Origin of the sequence: Vibrio sp. S11_S32 (assembly GCF_014694465.1) — a bacterium.
Classification (GTDB): Bacteria; Pseudomonadota; Gammaproteobacteria; order Enterobacterales; family Vibrionaceae; genus Vibrio; species Vibrio algicola.
The window spans coordinates 16075-32187 of record NZ_JAAUWS010000028.1; the positions used below are offsets into that span (position 1 = coordinate 16075).

The 16113-nt window shown below is 38.3% G+C and carries 17 protein-coding genes and 1 pseudogene; 12 read left to right on the forward strand and 6 right to left on the reverse strand.

Annotated features, from left to right (window positions below; translation table 11 throughout):
- The first annotated feature begins 24 nt into the window (after nucleotides 1-24).
- From HC723_RS12210 to HC723_RS12255, 10 genes are all read left to right on the forward strand, one after another.
- Entirely contained in the window at nucleotides 25-858 is an 834-nt protein-coding gene (locus HC723_RS12210) for a CsgG/HfaB family protein (RefSeq protein ID WP_190339297.1), read from the forward strand.
- Nucleotides 859-1225: 367 nt separating this feature from the next.
- Complete coding sequence (gene sbcD, locus HC723_RS12215) at nucleotides 1226-2554, forward strand: exonuclease subunit SbcD (RefSeq protein ID WP_190339298.1); 1329 nt, start codon at nucleotides 1226-1228, stop codon at nucleotides 2552-2554.
- On the forward strand, nucleotides 2551-6354 hold the full coding sequence (locus HC723_RS17810; protein ID WP_190339299.1) for an AAA family ATPase: 3804 nt from the start codon (nucleotides 2551-2553) through the stop codon (nucleotides 6352-6354). The genes sbcD and HC723_RS17810 overlap by 4 nt, the downstream gene beginning before the upstream one ends.
- Nucleotides 6351-6965, forward strand: a complete 615-nt coding sequence (locus HC723_RS12225; protein WP_190339300.1) for a fumarylacetoacetate hydrolase family protein — start codon at nucleotides 6351-6353, stop codon at nucleotides 6963-6965. The genes HC723_RS17810 and HC723_RS12225 overlap by 4 nt, the downstream gene beginning before the upstream one ends.
- Nucleotides 6966-7240: 275 nt before the next feature.
- Nucleotides 7241-7429, forward strand: a complete 189-nt coding sequence (locus HC723_RS12230) for a hypothetical protein (RefSeq protein WP_190339301.1) — start codon at nucleotides 7241-7243, stop codon at nucleotides 7427-7429.
- Nucleotides 7430-7693: 264 nt separating this feature from the next.
- The gene (locus HC723_RS12235; protein ID WP_190339302.1) at nucleotides 7694-8401 is read left to right on the forward strand and encodes a helix-turn-helix transcriptional regulator; all 708 of its coding nucleotides are present in this window, start codon (nucleotides 7694-7696) and stop codon (nucleotides 8399-8401) included.
- An 89-nt stretch (nucleotides 8402-8490) separates the two neighbouring features.
- The gene (locus tag HC723_RS12240; protein WP_190339303.1) at nucleotides 8491-9081 is read left to right on the forward strand and encodes a hypothetical protein; all 591 of its coding nucleotides are present in this window, start codon (nucleotides 8491-8493) and stop codon (nucleotides 9079-9081) included.
- A gap of 60 nt (nucleotides 9082-9141) precedes the next feature.
- Entirely contained in the window at nucleotides 9142-9840 is a 699-nt protein-coding gene (locus HC723_RS12245) for a fimbrial biogenesis chaperone (RefSeq protein WP_190339304.1), read from the forward strand.
- Complete coding sequence (locus HC723_RS12250; protein WP_190339305.1) at nucleotides 9833-12271, forward strand: hypothetical protein; 2439 nt, start codon at nucleotides 9833-9835, stop codon at nucleotides 12269-12271. Before HC723_RS12245 ends, HC723_RS12250 begins: the two co-directional genes overlap by 8 nt.
- A gap of 10 nt (nucleotides 12272-12281) precedes the next feature.
- Complete coding sequence (locus HC723_RS12255) at nucleotides 12282-13145, forward strand: hypothetical protein (RefSeq protein ID WP_190339306.1); 864 nt, start codon at nucleotides 12282-12284, stop codon at nucleotides 13143-13145.
- A 104-nt stretch (nucleotides 13146-13249) separates the two neighbouring features.
- Here HC723_RS12255 and HC723_RS12260 read toward each other — a convergent pair whose 3' ends face one another.
- Nucleotides 13250-13819 (reverse strand): PhnA domain-containing protein, encoded by a 570-nt coding sequence (locus HC723_RS12260; protein ID WP_153448436.1) that lies wholly within the window; start codon nucleotides 13817-13819, stop codon nucleotides 13250-13252.
- A gap of 175 nt (nucleotides 13820-13994) precedes the next feature.
- On the opposite strand from HC723_RS12260, the gene HC723_RS12265 reads away from it, so the two are divergent.
- Nucleotides 13995-14189 (forward strand): YtxH domain-containing protein, encoded by a 195-nt coding sequence (locus HC723_RS12265; RefSeq protein ID WP_153448437.1) that lies wholly within the window; start codon nucleotides 13995-13997, stop codon nucleotides 14187-14189.
- A gap of 93 nt (nucleotides 14190-14282) precedes the next feature.
- Here HC723_RS12265 and HC723_RS12270 read toward each other — a convergent pair whose 3' ends face one another.
- The 5 genes from HC723_RS12270 to HC723_RS17345 form a co-directional block, all read right to left on the reverse strand.
- Entirely contained in the window at nucleotides 14283-14543 is a 261-nt protein-coding gene (locus HC723_RS12270) for a hypothetical protein (RefSeq protein ID WP_153448439.1), read from the reverse strand.
- A gap of 314 nt (nucleotides 14544-14857) precedes the next feature.
- Entirely contained in the window at nucleotides 14858-15007 is a 150-nt protein-coding gene (locus tag HC723_RS12275; RefSeq protein WP_178306509.1) for a hypothetical protein, read from the reverse strand.
- Nucleotides 15004-15459: a VOC family protein gene (locus tag HC723_RS17335; protein ID WP_203218768.1), complete on the reverse strand. Its 456-nt coding sequence runs from the start codon at nucleotides 15457-15459 to the stop codon at nucleotides 15004-15006. Before HC723_RS17335 ends, HC723_RS12275 begins: the two co-directional genes overlap by 4 nt.
- Nucleotides 15452-15595 carry a hypothetical protein gene (locus HC723_RS17340; RefSeq protein WP_203218769.1) on the reverse strand — a complete coding sequence of 48 codons (144 nt, stop codon included), beginning with the start codon at nucleotides 15593-15595 and terminating at the stop codon, nucleotides 15452-15454. Before HC723_RS17340 ends, HC723_RS17335 begins: the two co-directional genes overlap by 8 nt.
- A 29-nt stretch (nucleotides 15596-15624) precedes the next feature.
- Nucleotides 15625-15864, reverse strand: a complete 240-nt coding sequence (locus tag HC723_RS17345; protein ID WP_203218770.1) for a hypothetical protein — start codon at nucleotides 15862-15864, stop codon at nucleotides 15625-15627.
- A gap of 92 nt (nucleotides 15865-15956) precedes the next feature.
- Between HC723_RS17345 and HC723_RS17900 the strand changes: the two are divergent.
- Nucleotides 15957-16113 (forward strand): annotated as a pseudogene (locus tag HC723_RS17900) (IS3-like element ISSde8 family transposase); the annotation flags it as partial.

The following is a 16113-nucleotide window of genomic DNA, read 5'->3' on the forward strand; positions in this document are numbered from 1 at the left end:
CTAATTAAAAAGGGATTATTTATCATGTCTAAAATCTTGATGGTATTAATAACATTTGTGGTCGCTGGCTGCTCAAACTCGTTAGATATTCCGGACTCTGATGAAAGCTCTAAATTGATGTACCGAGGTGCTGCATATTCCGATCTCATTAACTTGCCAAAACCACAAGGTATTATCATGGTTTCGGTCTACGACTTCAGAGATCAAACTGGTCAATATCGTCCACAACCGAATAGTAATTTTTCCACTGCAGTCAGTCAGGGGGCGACCGCTTTACTTACGATGTCTCTTATTGATTCTGGTTGGTTTGCACCGTTAGAAAGGGAAGGATTACAAAATCTACTGACCGAACGAAAAATGATAAGAGCGGCGCAAAATCATGGAGAAGCATTCAACCATAATGGAACACTACCATCATTACAATCTGCTAACATATTGATTGAAGGTGGGATTGTTGCCTATGATACCAACATAAAAACAGGCGGTGTAGGGGCGCGTTACTTAGGTATTGGCTCGTCGGGTAAATATAGAACAGGTCAAGTGACAGTTAGCCTAAGAACCGTAGATGTCCGCAGTGGTAAAATTCTCTCCAGTATCATGACCAATAAAACCATCCTGTCTTATGAGTTAAGCGCTGGTGCATTCCGGTACATTGATTATAAAGATCTTCTAGAGGTTGAAATGGGGTATACCAACAATGAACCGGTCAATATTGCATTGATGTCGGCAATTGATACTGCAGTTATCTATATGGTGGTAAAAGGGATTCAAAATAGATTATGGAATCCTGCAAGTGTTGAAGAGTTAGAAAATGCCATGTTCAAAAATTATGCTGATGACAAGGTCGAAATTTTATAATCTTGTTTTTGGTATGGTCTTAATGACAATATTCTAGAACTAAGTTAATATTTGCGACCCACTTCATAAAAATATGAAACCGTTTCAATCGGTACATATGAAGTGAGTAACTTTGAATTTTATATTCAGAGTTATCATTCGTATCCCATTGTAAAGTGCTTTACGAAGTGTTTGCTTAGCTTTTGGTTTGGCCGCTGATCAGTTAAGCATATGAACACACCATTAATGGTTACGCATAGCTGGCTATTACTTTGTAATGGTTTTTGTAACAAGCTCAGGATAACTTTCCTGAGCTTTTTTTATGCCTGAAATTTGATTTTATGGCACAATTGTTTATCTATTTCAGAGTTAATAAGTTCATTATTTTATGAAAATTTTACACACATCAGATTGGCACCTTGGCCAGAATTTTTTCAGTAAAAGCCGTAAACGTGAACATCAAAAATTTTTGCAATGGTTACTTGAGTTAGTAGAGAAGCAATCAATTGATACCATTATTGTGGCCGGAGATGTGTTCGATACCGGATCGCCTCCAAGCTATGCACGCGAAATGTACAATCAATTTGTGGTTGATGTGCATAAAACGGGTTGTACGTTAGTGGTTTTAGGTGGAAACCATGATTCAGTCTCGATGTTAAATGAATCGAAAGAATTACTCGCATGTTTAAATACCCATGTCATCGCCAATAGCAATGAAGATCTCACCAGTCAGGTACTTACCTTAAAAACGCAATCGGGAGAGGTTGGTGCAATATTATGCGCGGTACCATTTGTTCGACCTAGAGATGTGGTGCAAAGTCTTGCGGGTGAAACCAGCGTGGATAAAAAACAATCACTTGGACTTGCGATAAAGCATCATTACCATCAGTTGTATCAATATGCTGAACAAGTTCGAGATTCACTTGATGCACAACTGCCAATTGTCGCCACGGGGCATTTAACCGCAGTTGGTGTCACCGCATCCGAATCAGTTCGCGATATTTATATTGGCTCTCTTGAAGCTTTTGATGCAGGGGCTTTCCCTCCTGTGGATTATATGGCTTTAGGTCATATCCACCGCCCTCAGATTGTGGCTAAATCAGAATCTATTCGCTATTGCGGCTCACCGATCCCGTTAAGTTTTGATGAGATAAAAGGCTTTGATGAAATAAAGAGTATCGAGCAAGCTGAGGCTGGCACTCAGACTAGACAAAGAATTCAAATCGCGAACAAACAAGTGGTGGTTGTGGAATTTGATAATAACCAGAAAAAAATAACACCGACCCCTATTCCTATCTTTCAAGCGATGGCGGTCATCAAAGGTGATTTACAACAAATAGAACAACAACTGCAGCAGTTTACACAGGTAAAAGATACCGTATGGTTGTGTATACATGTTGAAGTGCAAGATTATTTATCCGATTTACAAGCTCGCATTCAAAGCTTGGTCGAAGGGCTGAATGTAGAAGTGTTGCAACTACGCCGAACACGCTCCCAACAAGCAAAAGCATTGACTCAAATGCAAAATGAAACCTTGGCAGAGCTAAGCCCACAAGATGTGTTTGCGAAACGTTTGCAACTGGAGACGTTTGAAACCGATATTGAGCTGCAAAGAAAATCGAGGATCCTTGACCATTTTAAAGTGGTGTTATCAGAAGTAGAGTTGAAAGATCTGGCTGAAAATGATGCGGTAATGCCACAAGGAGACGTTAAGTGAAGATCTTAAGTTTACGTTTTTCAAATTTGAATTCACTTAAAGGTGATTGGAAAATTGATTTTACTCAATCCCCTTTTGCTGAAAATGGATTATTTGCGATCACAGGTTCAACCGGCGCGGGTAAAACCACCATGTTAGATGCGATTTGTCTGGCCCTTTATCATCAAACCCCTCGCTTAGGACTGATCTCAACCTCTTCTAATGAAATTATGACGCGCGGAACCGCTGAATGTTTATCAGAAGTGGAATTTGAAGTTAAAGGGATCGCATATCGTGCTTTCTGGAGCATGCGTCGCTCGCGAGGTAAAGCGGATGGCAACTTACAATCGGCGGTCGTCGAACTGGCAGAAGTCGCGTCAGGTAAAATTCTCGCCAGTCAAATAAAGCGAAAAGACAGCGTGATGAAATCACTGACGGGGCTGGACTTCTCTCGCTTTACTAAGTCTATGATGTTATCTCAAGGCCAATTTTCTGCTTTTTTAAATGCAAAAGAATCGGAGCGAGCGGAATTACTTGAAGAATTAACCGGCACTGAGATTTACGGTGATATTTCTGAAAAAGTTCATGAACACTTTACTGCTGCCAAGCAACGGCTTAGTGAGCTTGAATCGCAGGCCAAAGGTGTACAGCTGTTAACTGAGGAACAAATTAGTAATTTAACGCTTGAGGGTGAGCAATTATCTAATCAAATAAATCTAGATAAAAAGCAGCTACAGGAATGGCAGCAGCATCTGCAATGGTGGCAACAGCACGATAAATTGCAGCAAGCAAAACTCAACGCTGAAAATGCGATGACGGATGCTTTAACGGCCAAACAATTGGCTCAAACCGAATTGTCATTATTAGCCAACAGCGAACCGGCAGAAAAACTGCGAATGCCATTTCAATTATGGCAAGAATCAAGACAGCATAAAATACAGACTGACCAACAGTTAGCGAGCAAGAAGAAACAGCACCTTGAGCAAGAGGTTTTGCAGCTTAACGCTCAACAACAAGCCGAACAGGTTAATAGCCAACTGCAATCGCTTAAGCAACAACATCAAGACTTATTGACGTTAGTGGATGAAAAAGTTCAGCCTCTAGATAATGAAATAATGCATGCTCAAACACAGCAAAAAGAACAGCAAAATCTACTGAGTCAACAAGCATTGCAATTATCAGAGACTAAAAAACAGGTACAAAAGCTAGAACAACAACAGCAAAATACTCAACAACAACGCCAAGTGAGCCAAACTTATTTGCATCAACATGCTAACGATCAAGCCATCGCACAATATATACATGCTTGGCAATTACAAGTTGGGCATATTGCGCAAAATGATCACAAAATGGCCACGTTAACTCAGAAGATAAACACCGAGCAAGACCAACAATTGCAGCTGAAGCAAAGGTGCGCTCAAGTAGAAATGCAATTGAACCAACAACAAACGGATGTGCATGGTAAAAATGCATTATATCAAGCCGCGCTTCAAGAGTGGCAAATTGAAACCGAGAATAAACATGATGAGCAGGATAAACTGCAGCAACTTGAAGCTCAATTAACGTTAAAATCACAACAACAGCAGCAGGTTTTTCAGTTGAATGTGATCCAGCAATTATGGCTAAAATTATCGTCCCAAAATCAAGCTATCGCACCTCGTTTAACTGAGCTGGATACTCAACTAAAGCAACTTACCGAACAATGCACGACGCTGCGTGACAGCTATAAAACCAAAGATAATTTAATTAAAAGTTACACTCAACTCATAGACCAAGATACCCATTTTTCTGACTATCGAGCCCAATTGTCACAAGGAAAAGCGTGTCCACTTTGTGGTGGATTAGATCACCCTTTAATACAATCGGGTCAAGCTTTGTCTCGCTCACAATTGAGTATTAACAAAGAACAAGCAGAGCAGGAAAAACAACAGATTGAATCACAGGGAATATTGGCGCGAACACAATTAGATTCGGTGCGCAGGCACATCGATGAATTGAGCAAACAGCAAGTTCAATCGGCACAAGACATCGCAGATCTGGAACGGCAATGGGTTGAGAAAATAAACCGTGCGCGCGTGGGGTTAGATTCGCTATTATCGGAAATTAATCAACCTGAAAAAATAAAACAATTAGAGCACCAGTTACCGCGCGAGATTGATGATTTAACGCATCGTATTAACCAATACAAAAAAATTGAGAAACAGGTATCGACGAGCAAAGAAGCGTTGGTGTCGAGTGAACGATTATTGGAACGATCGCAGTCTGATGTTGCCACTTTGAAACTGCAACAGCACACGCAACAATCACAGATTGAAGATTCAATATTACAAAAGCAAAATCTGGCGAGCGAAAGCAGTAACATTTATCAGGCGTTATGCCGTCAATGGCAGGCGTTGGGATATGCACTACCGCAAGCTGAGGTGGGTGAAAATACTGTGCCGCATAGCGTGATAGCAGATTGGCTGTCAGATAAACAACAAGCTGCCCAGCAATGGCAAAAACACCATGAAACAAATACCGAGCTGCAAAATCAATTGGTTCGTTTGCAAGAACAAATATCGAATGCTGCGAGTACGTTGCAAGACAAACAAGTGACGGTCGATAAAATGCAGCATACTCAATTAGAGGCGAGCAATAAACTGGATCATTTACGCCTACAAAGGCGCGCTGTGTTCGATGATAAACTTGTCATGGATGAAAAGCGACATAGCCAAATAGCACTCGAACAGGCAGAAAAGCAATGTCATCAAGCACAGACGCTGTTTCAGCAATTGAATACGCAACAACAGACGTTATCAGCCGAAATAGATACCATCGCACAACAATTACAACAGTTAGTGAGTCGATACCAACAAAGAGAGTCAGAGTGGCAGCAGCAGTTACAACTAAGTCCATTTGATACTCAGCAACAATTTGAGGCGGCATTATTAACGACAGAAGACAGGCAAAAATTGTTGGTATTACAAAAAGATATCACCAATCGTATTGAGCGCCAAACGGCCTTAGTTGACAATGCCACCTCGCAGTATCAGCAGATCATGCAACTTGAACAAGCCAAGCAATGGTTATCCGTTAGCCCGAATAGTGTCGAACAGAATATCCAGTCTTTAAGTGATAATATCGAACAAAAATCTCACCGAGCAGGTCAAGTTGAGCATGAGATCGAGTCAGATGTGCAGCGCCGAGCAGGGCAGCAATCTTTGTTTGAAAAAATTGAATCGATGCGCTCAACGTATGATGACTGGCAATATTTACATTCCCTCATCGGTTCTAAAAGTGGCGATAAGTTTAGGAAATTTGCTCAAGGCTTAACCCTCGATAATTTGGTGTATCTGGCGAATAAACAGCTAAACCGTTTGCATGGACGTTATTTATTGCAACGTTCAGGCTTGGCGATGGCAGAGGAGGCAACGAGTTCTAACTTATTATCGATAGAGGGATTGGCCCTTTCTGTGGTGGATACTTGGCAAGGGGATACGATTCGAGACACCAAAACCTTATCTGGAGGGGAGAGCTTTTTAGTCAGTTTAGCCTTGGCATTAGCCTTGTCGGATCTGGTCAGCCATAAAACCAGTATCGATTCGTTATTTTTAGATGAAGGTTTTGGCACATTAGATGCTGACACTTTAGATATGGCGTTAAATGCATTAGATAACTTAAATGCCTCGGGTAAAATGATTGGTGTGATCAGCCATATTGATGCAATGAAAGAGCGGATCCCAGTTCAAATCAAAGTACATAAGAAAAGTGGTTTAGGGATCAGTGAGCTTGATCAAAACTATCGACATCACACTCAAACTCAAGACAAGGAAATGGTATGAACAATATTATTGTCGATGGAAAGAAAATAAAACCGTCCAAAGTGGTTTGTGTCGGGCGCAATTATGCCGAGCATATCAAAGAGCTTAATAATGTGATGCCAGATGAAATGGTGGTCTTCAATAAGCCTAATTCTGCCATCAGCGCAACCTTAACTTCACTTCATCAAGAGCCGTTGCATTATGAAGGTGAAATCTGCTTTGTGATAAAAAGTAAAAAAATTCATGCGGTTGGATTTGGCTTGGACTTAACCAAGCGCCAATTACAATCAAAGTTGAAAGGGAAACAACTGCCATGGGAAAGAGCAAAAGCATTTAATGGCGCGGCAGTACTCAGTCAGTTTGTTTCGATCAGTAATGGAGATTGGCAAGGCTTATCTTTAGAGTTATTAATTAATGGCGTTAAGGTACAAGCCGGTGGCGTGAATCAAATGCTCTATACTCCGGATCATATTGTGCAAGAAGTATTAAGCTACAGTAAGCTTGAAAATGGCGATGTGATCATGACGGGTACGCCAAGTGGTGTAGGGGTAGTACATCAAGGTGATATTTTTACTGGTCGTATTAAGCAATATGAACATGTGCTTTTAGAGGCGCAATGGGTTGCGGAATAATAGTGACTGAAAGAGTCTAAAAAACTTATCGACAGTATTTGTTAATGAAATGTACACTGGCTCATTATTGATTCCCATAATCTTAAGGTTTTAATCTATCACTTTGATTTTATGTATTAAATTCAGATATGTTAAATATCAAACATTCTGGCATTGTTATTAGATTGTAAATTAGAAAAACTAATGTGAAAGTGTGGTTTTTCTCATTATGACTTATACAAAATCGTTCGTATTATCGCCATATATTAATAAGTTAATAAAGAGTGAGAAGCCAGATGACACAAGCAATTTTAGATACTGTTGCCACACCATCAATGGACCAAAAAGCCTACTCGGTTAGCTTCAAAGGATTGATTCAGCATTTTTCAGATGTACTATTTGGCAAAAGCCAAGCAACGAATGCCGTCACTAATGATACGTCAGCGTTATCTGAACATTTGCGCAAAGATCTTGGGTTGTACTAACCCATTAGATTTCAACATTGCTTTATGAATACGAAAACCAGCCTAGTGCTGGTTTTTTTATGCCCGTATATAAAATGGGAGTATTATTATTTTAATCGAGGGGTGAGAGCTAATGTCATGATTTTGTCAAATAAATAGTCAATAAATGTGATGTCTGGGGGTTTGCAATAATTTTTGATAATAAAAAAGTATGAGTTTAATTTTTTATAATCTAAACTTTAATAGTATAAAAATTAAATTGGTTATCTACCGATAGGATGAGGTATGTTGGAAAAATTCAGTTGCAATCATATAGTTTTAGTGAGTAAAAATGAAAGTTTATTCCCTATTTTAAATGAGGTTTTCCAGCGACTGTCTCCAAGACCAGATGAATTTTATTACGAAAAAAACTTTAATTTTTTAGATAAAAAACAATATCATAATAAGTTGGTTATTATAGATTTTAATACAATTCAAATTCCGACAAATTTCTCTCCTACAGGTACGAGACAAAGCTACAAGTGTCTTGCTATCAATACTAAGCTGACTTTTGACTTAGCTAGGCGCTTTCTAACCCTAGGTTATGTTGGTGTGATAGACCAACCAATGCTTATGGAGCAACTCCCTAAAGCTGTCCGTTCAATTCTAAATGGCGAGTATTGGTATTCTCGCATTGTACTTTGTTCTGTGATTAAACCTGAAAATCATAAAGAAATGGATTTAGATGATGTACTTAATAAATTATCTCAAGAATACGATTTAACATTAAAAGAAACTAATACTTGTAAGTTTATGCTGGAAGGATTGACTAATAGTCAGATAGCTGAAGAAAATCATGTTAGTATTAATACTATAAAAACGCATAGTTTAAATGTTTTCAACAAACTGCAAATACATTCAAGAAAAGAGTTAATAAACTTTGTAACTGATAAATTTGAGAATAACATCTCACCTGAAAATCACCCGCTCAATCAGGTTAAATCACCCGTTTAGGATGAGGCAGGTATCTTCGTAACTGACTAGTATTTTATTGCTGGCCGAGTCTAGCATTTAAAAACAATATATTTTACGAGGGATTGACAATGAAAATGAAATTACTAGCGGCTTCTGCTGCACTCGCTTTTGCTCCAACTTTTGCAAACGCGGCGATTGATTTAAATGCTGGTGATACTGTTAGCTTTAATCTTAGCGGTGTCATTGAAGAATATTGTGTGATGGAAGTGGTTGATGATAACGCAGGTGGGCTACAGTTAGAAAATTCGGTATTAAATAACTTTGGTTCAGTCAAAGTATGGTGTAACAATGGTACTGGTTTTGCTGATGTTAACGTAACTTCAGCTAACTCTGGTAAGTTACTTGGCGGTACGTATGGAGAAGAAATTACTTATTCATTTCGTTTCCATGAAAATGATCACCCTTTAACTACATCAGCTAATAACTATTTAATCCACCGTGCTGGTAAGCCGCATATTCTACTAACAGAAACATCAAATATTGTTACAGAAATCTGGACTAAGAAAAATGCCGCGGGTACTCATACTTTAACTGAGCTTGCAGCAGCGCCACCTATTAAACAACTTTATCTTCAAACTGAAGATGTAATGGCGACCACAGTTGCTGATACATATGCAGATGTTTTAACGCTAAAAATCGGTCCTGTAGGCACATTATAATTGCAGGATAGTTTAAGCGAACCACATTTGTGGTTCGCTTCTTTTACAAGGATTGTATTTATGAAGCAGATTTTGATGCTTATTGTTTGTATTTTAGTATCAAGTAATAGCTACGCATTTAGGGTCGAGCCTTTTTTACAAGCAATGGAACCGCTAGGAAAAAAAGCATCAGCGACGTTTAAAGTGATCAATGATTCAGATAAACCTCTTCCTATAGAGACGGAGATATTACGTGCTCATGTGAATGAACAGGGCAAGGAAGTCACACAACCTGATGATAGTTTTTTTCTTATGCCTCCCCAAACAATGATACCGCCTCAATCGTCACAAGTTTTTCGACTCAAATATATCGGTGAGCCTATTCTTTCTCAAACCGAAGCTTATCGTTTGGTTTTTAAGCAATTATCCCTTGATGAAAATCAGGGGAAATCAGGCGTTCAACTTCTTTTTCATTTCAATGTTTTACTTTTAGTCTCACCTAAAGACGCTAAATCGAATTTAATTACCAATATAGCGGATCACAAAGATAAAAAATCAATTGATGTTAAATTGAAAAATGAAGGTAATAAGTATGTTGACCTCTCTAAATTAAATATGAACGTTGTAGGAAGCGAAGGGGAAAATACCCTTAAATGGTTCCAATATTCACCTATCACTGGTTTTCAAATATTATTACCTCAACGTGAGAGGCAGTTTGTTATTGAATCTGGGGATATCCCGAATGTAGGGACCGTTAAGACTGTCGATTTTAGTGAATAATATCAAACGCATTTGTTGGGTATATTTAGCAACGCTTTCCTTTTCTGTACAAGCGGCAACGTGGTGGATCGAATTGCCAGTACAGATAGAAGGAAAGGTGGTAACCCAATTAGAAATAGAAACAGATGGCATGACAGTAGAAAAACTGGATGTTGAACGAGTGACCAATGCGTTTAAAGGCTTGGTGAGTTCAGAGTTATTACAAAAAATAAGTAACCAAGAGCACGGTGATATCACAATCGAAGAATTGAATAGTTATGGTATTCATTTGAACTTCTCCCCACAAAACTTGCAATTTGATCTGACTCTTGATTCTGGTGCGATGGCGATGTCATCGTTAGATTTTGGCTATGACTATCAAGTACCCGATTATTCTTCCAGTGCTAATGTCACCTTTCAAAATGCGTTTAATTTTATCAATCGTTATGACTTCGAAGAGAAACTATCTGAAAATACGATTGAAATTACTGGCGCATTAAATTTATTTGGTGTTTATGGTGCCAATCTCATTTGGAATGGCAACATTGACTTTTCTGGCGAAGGTGAAATAACCGAAAGCAGAGGCCCTGTCTTACTTTATTTTGATCAACCCCAAATCCCCATGCGTATTTCTATGGGGGAGATGGATACATCATCAACGAATAATTTATCTTCTATTACCATTACAGGGCTTTCTATTTCTCGTAGTCAAAATACGCTAAGACCCTTAGAAACGACGACAACGGCGCCAAATCAGGTTTTTGAATTAACGGAGTCTGCTGATGTTAGTATCTTAATTAATGGTCGTTTATTTAATACAATTAAATTGCGTCCAGGTCGCTACTCATTAGATGATCTGCCTATTTCAAGTGGTGCGAATGACATATCATTAGTGATAAATTATTTGTCTGGAAAACAAGAAATTAAAGAATTTAGTAATTTTTATTCGGCAGCGCCATTAGCCAAAGGGTTTGATGATTTTAATTTATCCACCGGAATAGTTTCTGACTACAGTAGTGATGGATTGAAAGCAACATACCAAGAAACATGGATTGCTTCAGGATTGTATCGTTATGGACTCACTGATGGGATAACCCTAGGTGCTATTAGTACTTATCATCCTGATGCTCAGATTGTCGGGCTTGACCTTGTATTCACATCTTCGTTAGGTACATTATCCCTAAGACCAAGTATCAATTTATTATCTGAATCTATAAATGACAATTTAGCGCTCAAAGGTTTTGCTGGGGGAGATGAATCATTGGCATTAAGTGTAGATTACTCTCAGACATTTTTTGCAACCACCACTTTTACCGGGACAGATATTCGATTGAATGCGAATTTCCTACAAAATTATTCTGCCCAACCATGGTTTTTAAATAGTGACCAATTCGACACCAGTAATACTTATATTGTCAGCATTGGTCAGGGTATCACTGAGCAACTAAGTTTAGATTTAAGTGGGCAGTATCAAGAATTGTACTTTTATAATGATACCTATAATGGCAAGGCTTTATTATCTTTTCAATGGGATAGTTTAACCGCTAAAACGGGAATCGAGTATTATTCTGATTCTGAAAATTTCACGGCGGAAACCCGATATGTCTTTAACGTCACTTGGAGTGGAATGATTTCAGATTCATCTATTTATGGCTCATTATCTTATGATCAGAGAGGAAACTATACTCGAGCAGAACTGAGTTCGGATTCGGCTAAATATGTAGGCGATCTGGATGGTTCAGTTTCTTATACATACGTCGATAATAACTCTTCAGCTTCGGTTGAATCAAATTATATTGCGAATCGGTTTAGAGGCAGAATGAACTATAATTATAAATTAAATCAGGATAAAGAGTCATCATCTTCGTTAACCAGTAATATATCGACGACTTTTGCTTTTGTTGATGGGCGAGTATCTTTATCTCCACAACCCATCGGAGCGCTTGCAATGGTTGATGTTCATGATTCTTTGACTGCGGATGTCTTAATTAACCCTTCAAGGGATGAATATGAAGGCGTTGCCAGTCGATATTTATCGACACATACGGCTTTAAGTTCGCATATAACAAGTAGAGTCATTATTGAATCACCAGACGCACAGGTTGGTTATAATTTAGGGAGTGGCTCGTACAATGTCACCCCTGGTAGTTTAACTGGGCATATACTAGAAGTCGGCTCTGATTTTTCTAATACCGTCATTGGGCAATTTATAGATCAAGATTCAAAGCCAATTGCATTGAAGGTTGGAAAGGCTTATCAGGGCGATCGCTCGGTGAGTTTTTTTACTAATAGTAATGGCAGGTTTGCTTTAGAGGGGGTTTCAACCGGTATTTATAATGTCGAAGTCTCTTTTGACGGGCAAGTATTTAAAGGGAAATTGGATATCCAACCTGAATCTAATCTTTTGTATAGAGCAGGTACTGTTATCCTTCAACGGACTCAAGCTCCATAAGGGGGTAGATATGCATAATGTATTAAAAATTTTTGTTGTTATATTATTTTCTACTATGAGTATGAAAAGCTTGGCTCAATGTGAGGTTAATTGGAGTATTACCGAATCTCCTGTTGGAGTGATATTGCATCAAGGTAAATATGTTTTACCTGTCAAGGTTGTGGTGAATAGCACAAACGAAAGTTGTACGACTTACTTAGCTTTAAATGCTAAAAAAACAATTGTTTTCCGGTCTGGTCGAGATGCTTTTAAAGCTAAAATTCTAGATAATCAGATGAATAGGATACCTATTTGGAATGAAAAGTTCCTATTACCGTTAAAAGATAATGAAGCACATGTCTACCTTGTTCTTCGTTCACCATTTGAATTAATGCCAGGAAACTATTCTACATTCTTTGATTTTTTAATTTTTGATGCAAAAAAGAAAATAGTTAATACCTCTAGCGTATCATCTCAAAGTGTCAGTTTTTCAGTTGAACCAGTTGCATCCGTACAAGTAAGAGGGAAAAGGCAAACCAATCATTATGGTAACTATGAAATTGATTTTGGTAATCTGTATAAAGGAAACACACAAAAAGTAATGCTATTATTTAACAGTAATACATTAACTCAAGTTTCTATTGAATCAACGAACGGAGCATTAGTTAATGCCAGAAATAATGAATACCGCATTCATTATGAAGTGATGCTTGATGTGCGACAAAAATTTAAGTTTCAGCCGTCAAAATCAAATAAAACAGCAGTGTTTGAAAGGGTATCAGGGAAAGGCAAGAAGCTGGTTAAAATGCAAATGCGAATTTTAGATGACACTAAATCTGCACTTGCAGGTCAATATCAAGATAATTTAATTTTGACGATTGGACCTCAACTTTAAATATTCAAAAGTGCTATTTTTGACAAGCTATTATTTAAGTTGGATATGAAAATGGCGTTAAATCAAAGGATTAACGCCATTTTTAAATAAATGATTTGTTAGTTTTACTTCTTACGGCAGTACTCAGCAATTAAGTACATAGATTGACCGTTTGCTTTACCTGAAATCAAACGCGGATCAGCGTCTAGGCTAATGTTACGAACGACAGTACCTTGTTTGATAATAGTTGAAGATCCTTTAACCGGTAAATCTTTAGTAACAGTCACATCATCACCTTTTTGAAGAACAACGCCATTGATATCGCGCGCTTTTTCTTCGTCTTCATCCATGCCGATTTCTGCCCAGTTTTTGGTTTCTTCTTCGATATACATCATATCAAGCAACTCGTTAGCCCAAGTTTCACCTTGACGAGATAGGTTGGTCAGTTGACGCCAAGCCAGAACTTGCACTTGAGGTACCTGACTCCACATACTGTCATTTAAGCAGCGCCAGTGGTTAACATCCATGCTTTCTGGTGACTCAACCTGTGCGCGGCAAGTACCACAAAGAATGGTAGCGTGATCGACAGTGATGTATGTGTGAGGCGCTACAACAAAAGGAGCAAGATCAGAAGTAGAAGAGCAAAGCTCACATTTTGAGTCGCAACGAGCGAGTAAAGTCGATTCAGTTGACATAGATATTCACCTAAAATTTATCGGGTTTGTTTTCAATCCGCTATTATCCATGTATCACTAAAGCACTTCAAGGCGAAAGATTTGTTAATGACAGTATGTATAAAGCTAGGTAGACGAATTGTTTTATTTGTGTAAAATTAGAGCGATAAACTTAAAGATAGAAGCAAGGAACACAATGACCAAGCTAATATTTGGAATTATTTTGATTGCGATGGGGGTTGGTCTTGGTATTAAATATCAAGATCCAATCATGGATATGCTGAATTTAAGACAAGCAGAAGAAATTCAAGATGGCTATGAAGATGCCAAAGATAGCTTACAGTCAGGTATGAGTTCATTGTCGGATACGGTGAGCCAATTAGCTCAATAATACTTCCGATTAAGAAATAACATGACGGAAAATGTCATTCACAAAAAAGAGACGTTGCTTAATCGTAACGTCTCTTTTTGTATCTAATCTCTATTAATGGGCATTTTGTCCTGTGTGTGTAAACCCTTCATAAGCTAAAAACATGCCTAAGCCAATTGCTGGTAATAAAATCACAACATTTTTTAGAAAATCTAATTGACTATAAAAATTAATTGGATTGAGTAAATCAGGCGATTGGACAAGGTAATGATCTGGAGAACCAAGCATGGTAAGTATATACACTATTGCTGGGACACCAAAAATACCAAAGATGAACCCAACGACAGCTGCTAATATTTTATTTAACATATTCATATTATCACCCCCCGCTTTTCAACACCATTATCGTTTTTATTGATGGCATCAATATACGACTGTCTTTAGTTGAAGAACTGTTGATTAGTCCATTTAATTTCTATGTTTTTTAGATTACTCCTGTTATAAAAAAGTAAATTCGGGATAGATCACAAAGGTTAGTTTCTATACAAAAAAGATCGGAGATTGGTCACAATCAGCGATCTTTTATCTATAAACATAGGTACATTTTCTACAGGTAAACTAATCTTAGTTAATCCAATCTAAGTGACATTAAGTATAGCTTATTGCTACAGATTGTTTGACATTCGGCGTTATAAATTGCCGCCGATACCAATGCTAGGGTTGACATAGACTGGTCCAATTTTAAATGGCGCTCCAATGTCTAAATTGGCATAAGGAGTACAAGAAGCCAAAAGTAATACAGTTGCTGTTAACGCAATGATTCGTTTTAAATTCTTCATTTTTTGCTCTCCTGCATGACAAAGCCTGCGCCAGCAGGATCACGGATGATGGCAACAGTACCATTGCGAACGGCTTTCGTTGGGGCCATTAATACCACGCCGCCATTTTGCTTTACTTTCTCAATCGTCGTTTTTACATTATCGACTCTTATGTAGTTAACCCAAGTGGTACTGACATCAGCGTTAGGCTTTTTAACAAAACCAAAAGCAGGTTTGTTGTTAATCGTTAAATACTGATAACTATTTTTCGCCAGTGTTTTTTCACCGTTTTTATACTGCCCAAGTTGCTGATAAAACGCTTGGCTTTGCGCGACATCTTGGGTCCACACTTCTTGCCACATCCAATTACCTGATTGTTTCGGCAGTGTAACTGGGTCGCCTGATACGGTATTGAGAACAGAGAATACGGCCCCTTGAGGATCTTGCAATACGGCAATATCACCACTACACACGTCCTTTTAAAGTGGTTTTCTTAATTAAGGTTTTGCCACCGGCTTTTTCTGACAAGCTTACGGTTTGGTCAATATTGTCGGTTGAAATAACCGGTAACCAATAGTTGGTATTGCTGTTCGCCGGCAGTTTTTCCATACCGGCAATGTATTGTTCTTGATATTGGATCAGGCTGTAATCATCGTTAATGGCTTCAAATTTCCAGCCAAAACATGTTGGTAAAAAGGTTTAACTTGCTCTGGATTGGTGGTTGCCAAATCGCGCCAAACAATCGTGCCGGGGGTTTTAACGCTACTATCGGTTAAAGCGGGAAAGGTCATGGATGGCGATCCACTACAAGCAGCAAGCAATAATGTTATTGCACCTGCAATGGGCAGTGAAAACCATTTTTTTGTCAGTATTGTCATTATGTCTGTCCTTGTTTGGTTAAAAATGTAATGGTTTAATGATCTTGGAGGGTTCTATAGCCTATAATTGACTGCAATATAGGAACCTAACTATGAATATTAACACTCGAAAAAAACGACTAAATTACACACATAAACAAAAGCACGAGTACGCCAGATTGATGATTGAAGAGCATTATACCAATCAACAAATTATGGATATATCAGGCGCTGGCGCTACTGCGGTTGCTCGTTGGAAAAAGCAGTACA

Excerpts from the sequence above, each read along its gene's own strand:
- HC723_RS12265 (WP_153448437.1), top strand. The coding sequence starts at position 13,995 with ATGACCAAGCTAATATTTGGAATTATTTTGATTGCGATGGGGGTTGGT.
- sbcD (WP_190339298.1), top strand. The coding sequence starts at position 1,226 with ATGAAAATTTTACACACATCAGATTGGCACCTTGGCCAGAATTTTTTC.
- HC723_RS12260 (WP_153448436.1), bottom strand. The coding sequence starts at position 13,819 with ATGTCAACTGAATCGACTTTACTCGCTCGTTGCGACTCAAAATGTGAG.
- HC723_RS12230 (WP_190339301.1), top strand. The coding sequence starts at position 7,241 with ATGACACAAGCAATTTTAGATACTGTTGCCACACCATCAATGGACCAA.
- HC723_RS12275 (WP_178306509.1), bottom strand. The coding sequence starts at position 15,007 with ATGAAGAATTTAAAACGAATCATTGCGTTAACAGCAACTGTATTACTT.
- HC723_RS12255 (WP_190339306.1), top strand. The coding sequence starts at position 12,282 with ATGCATAATGTATTAAAAATTTTTGTTGTTATATTATTTTCTACTATG.
- HC723_RS12210 (WP_190339297.1), top strand. The coding sequence starts at position 25 with ATGTCTAAAATCTTGATGGTATTAATAACATTTGTGGTCGCTGGCTGC.
- HC723_RS12235 (WP_190339302.1), top strand. The coding sequence starts at position 7,694 with ATGTTGGAAAAATTCAGTTGCAATCATATAGTTTTAGTGAGTAAAAAT.
- HC723_RS12225 (WP_190339300.1), top strand. The coding sequence starts at position 6,351 with ATGAACAATATTATTGTCGATGGAAAGAAAATAAAACCGTCCAAAGTG.
- HC723_RS17340 (WP_203218769.1), bottom strand. The coding sequence starts at position 15,595 with ATGGAAAAACTGCCGGCGAACAGCAATACCAACTATTGGTTACCGGTT.
- HC723_RS12240 (WP_190339303.1), top strand. The coding sequence starts at position 8,491 with ATGAAAATGAAATTACTAGCGGCTTCTGCTGCACTCGCTTTTGCTCCA.
- HC723_RS17345 (WP_203218770.1), bottom strand. The coding sequence starts at position 15,864 with ATGACAATACTGACAAAAAAATGGTTTTCACTGCCCATTGCAGGTGCA.
- HC723_RS12270 (WP_153448439.1), bottom strand. The coding sequence starts at position 14,543 with ATGAATATGTTAAATAAAATATTAGCAGCTGTCGTTGGGTTCATCTTT.
- HC723_RS12245 (WP_190339304.1), top strand. The coding sequence starts at position 9,142 with ATGAAGCAGATTTTGATGCTTATTGTTTGTATTTTAGTATCAAGTAAT.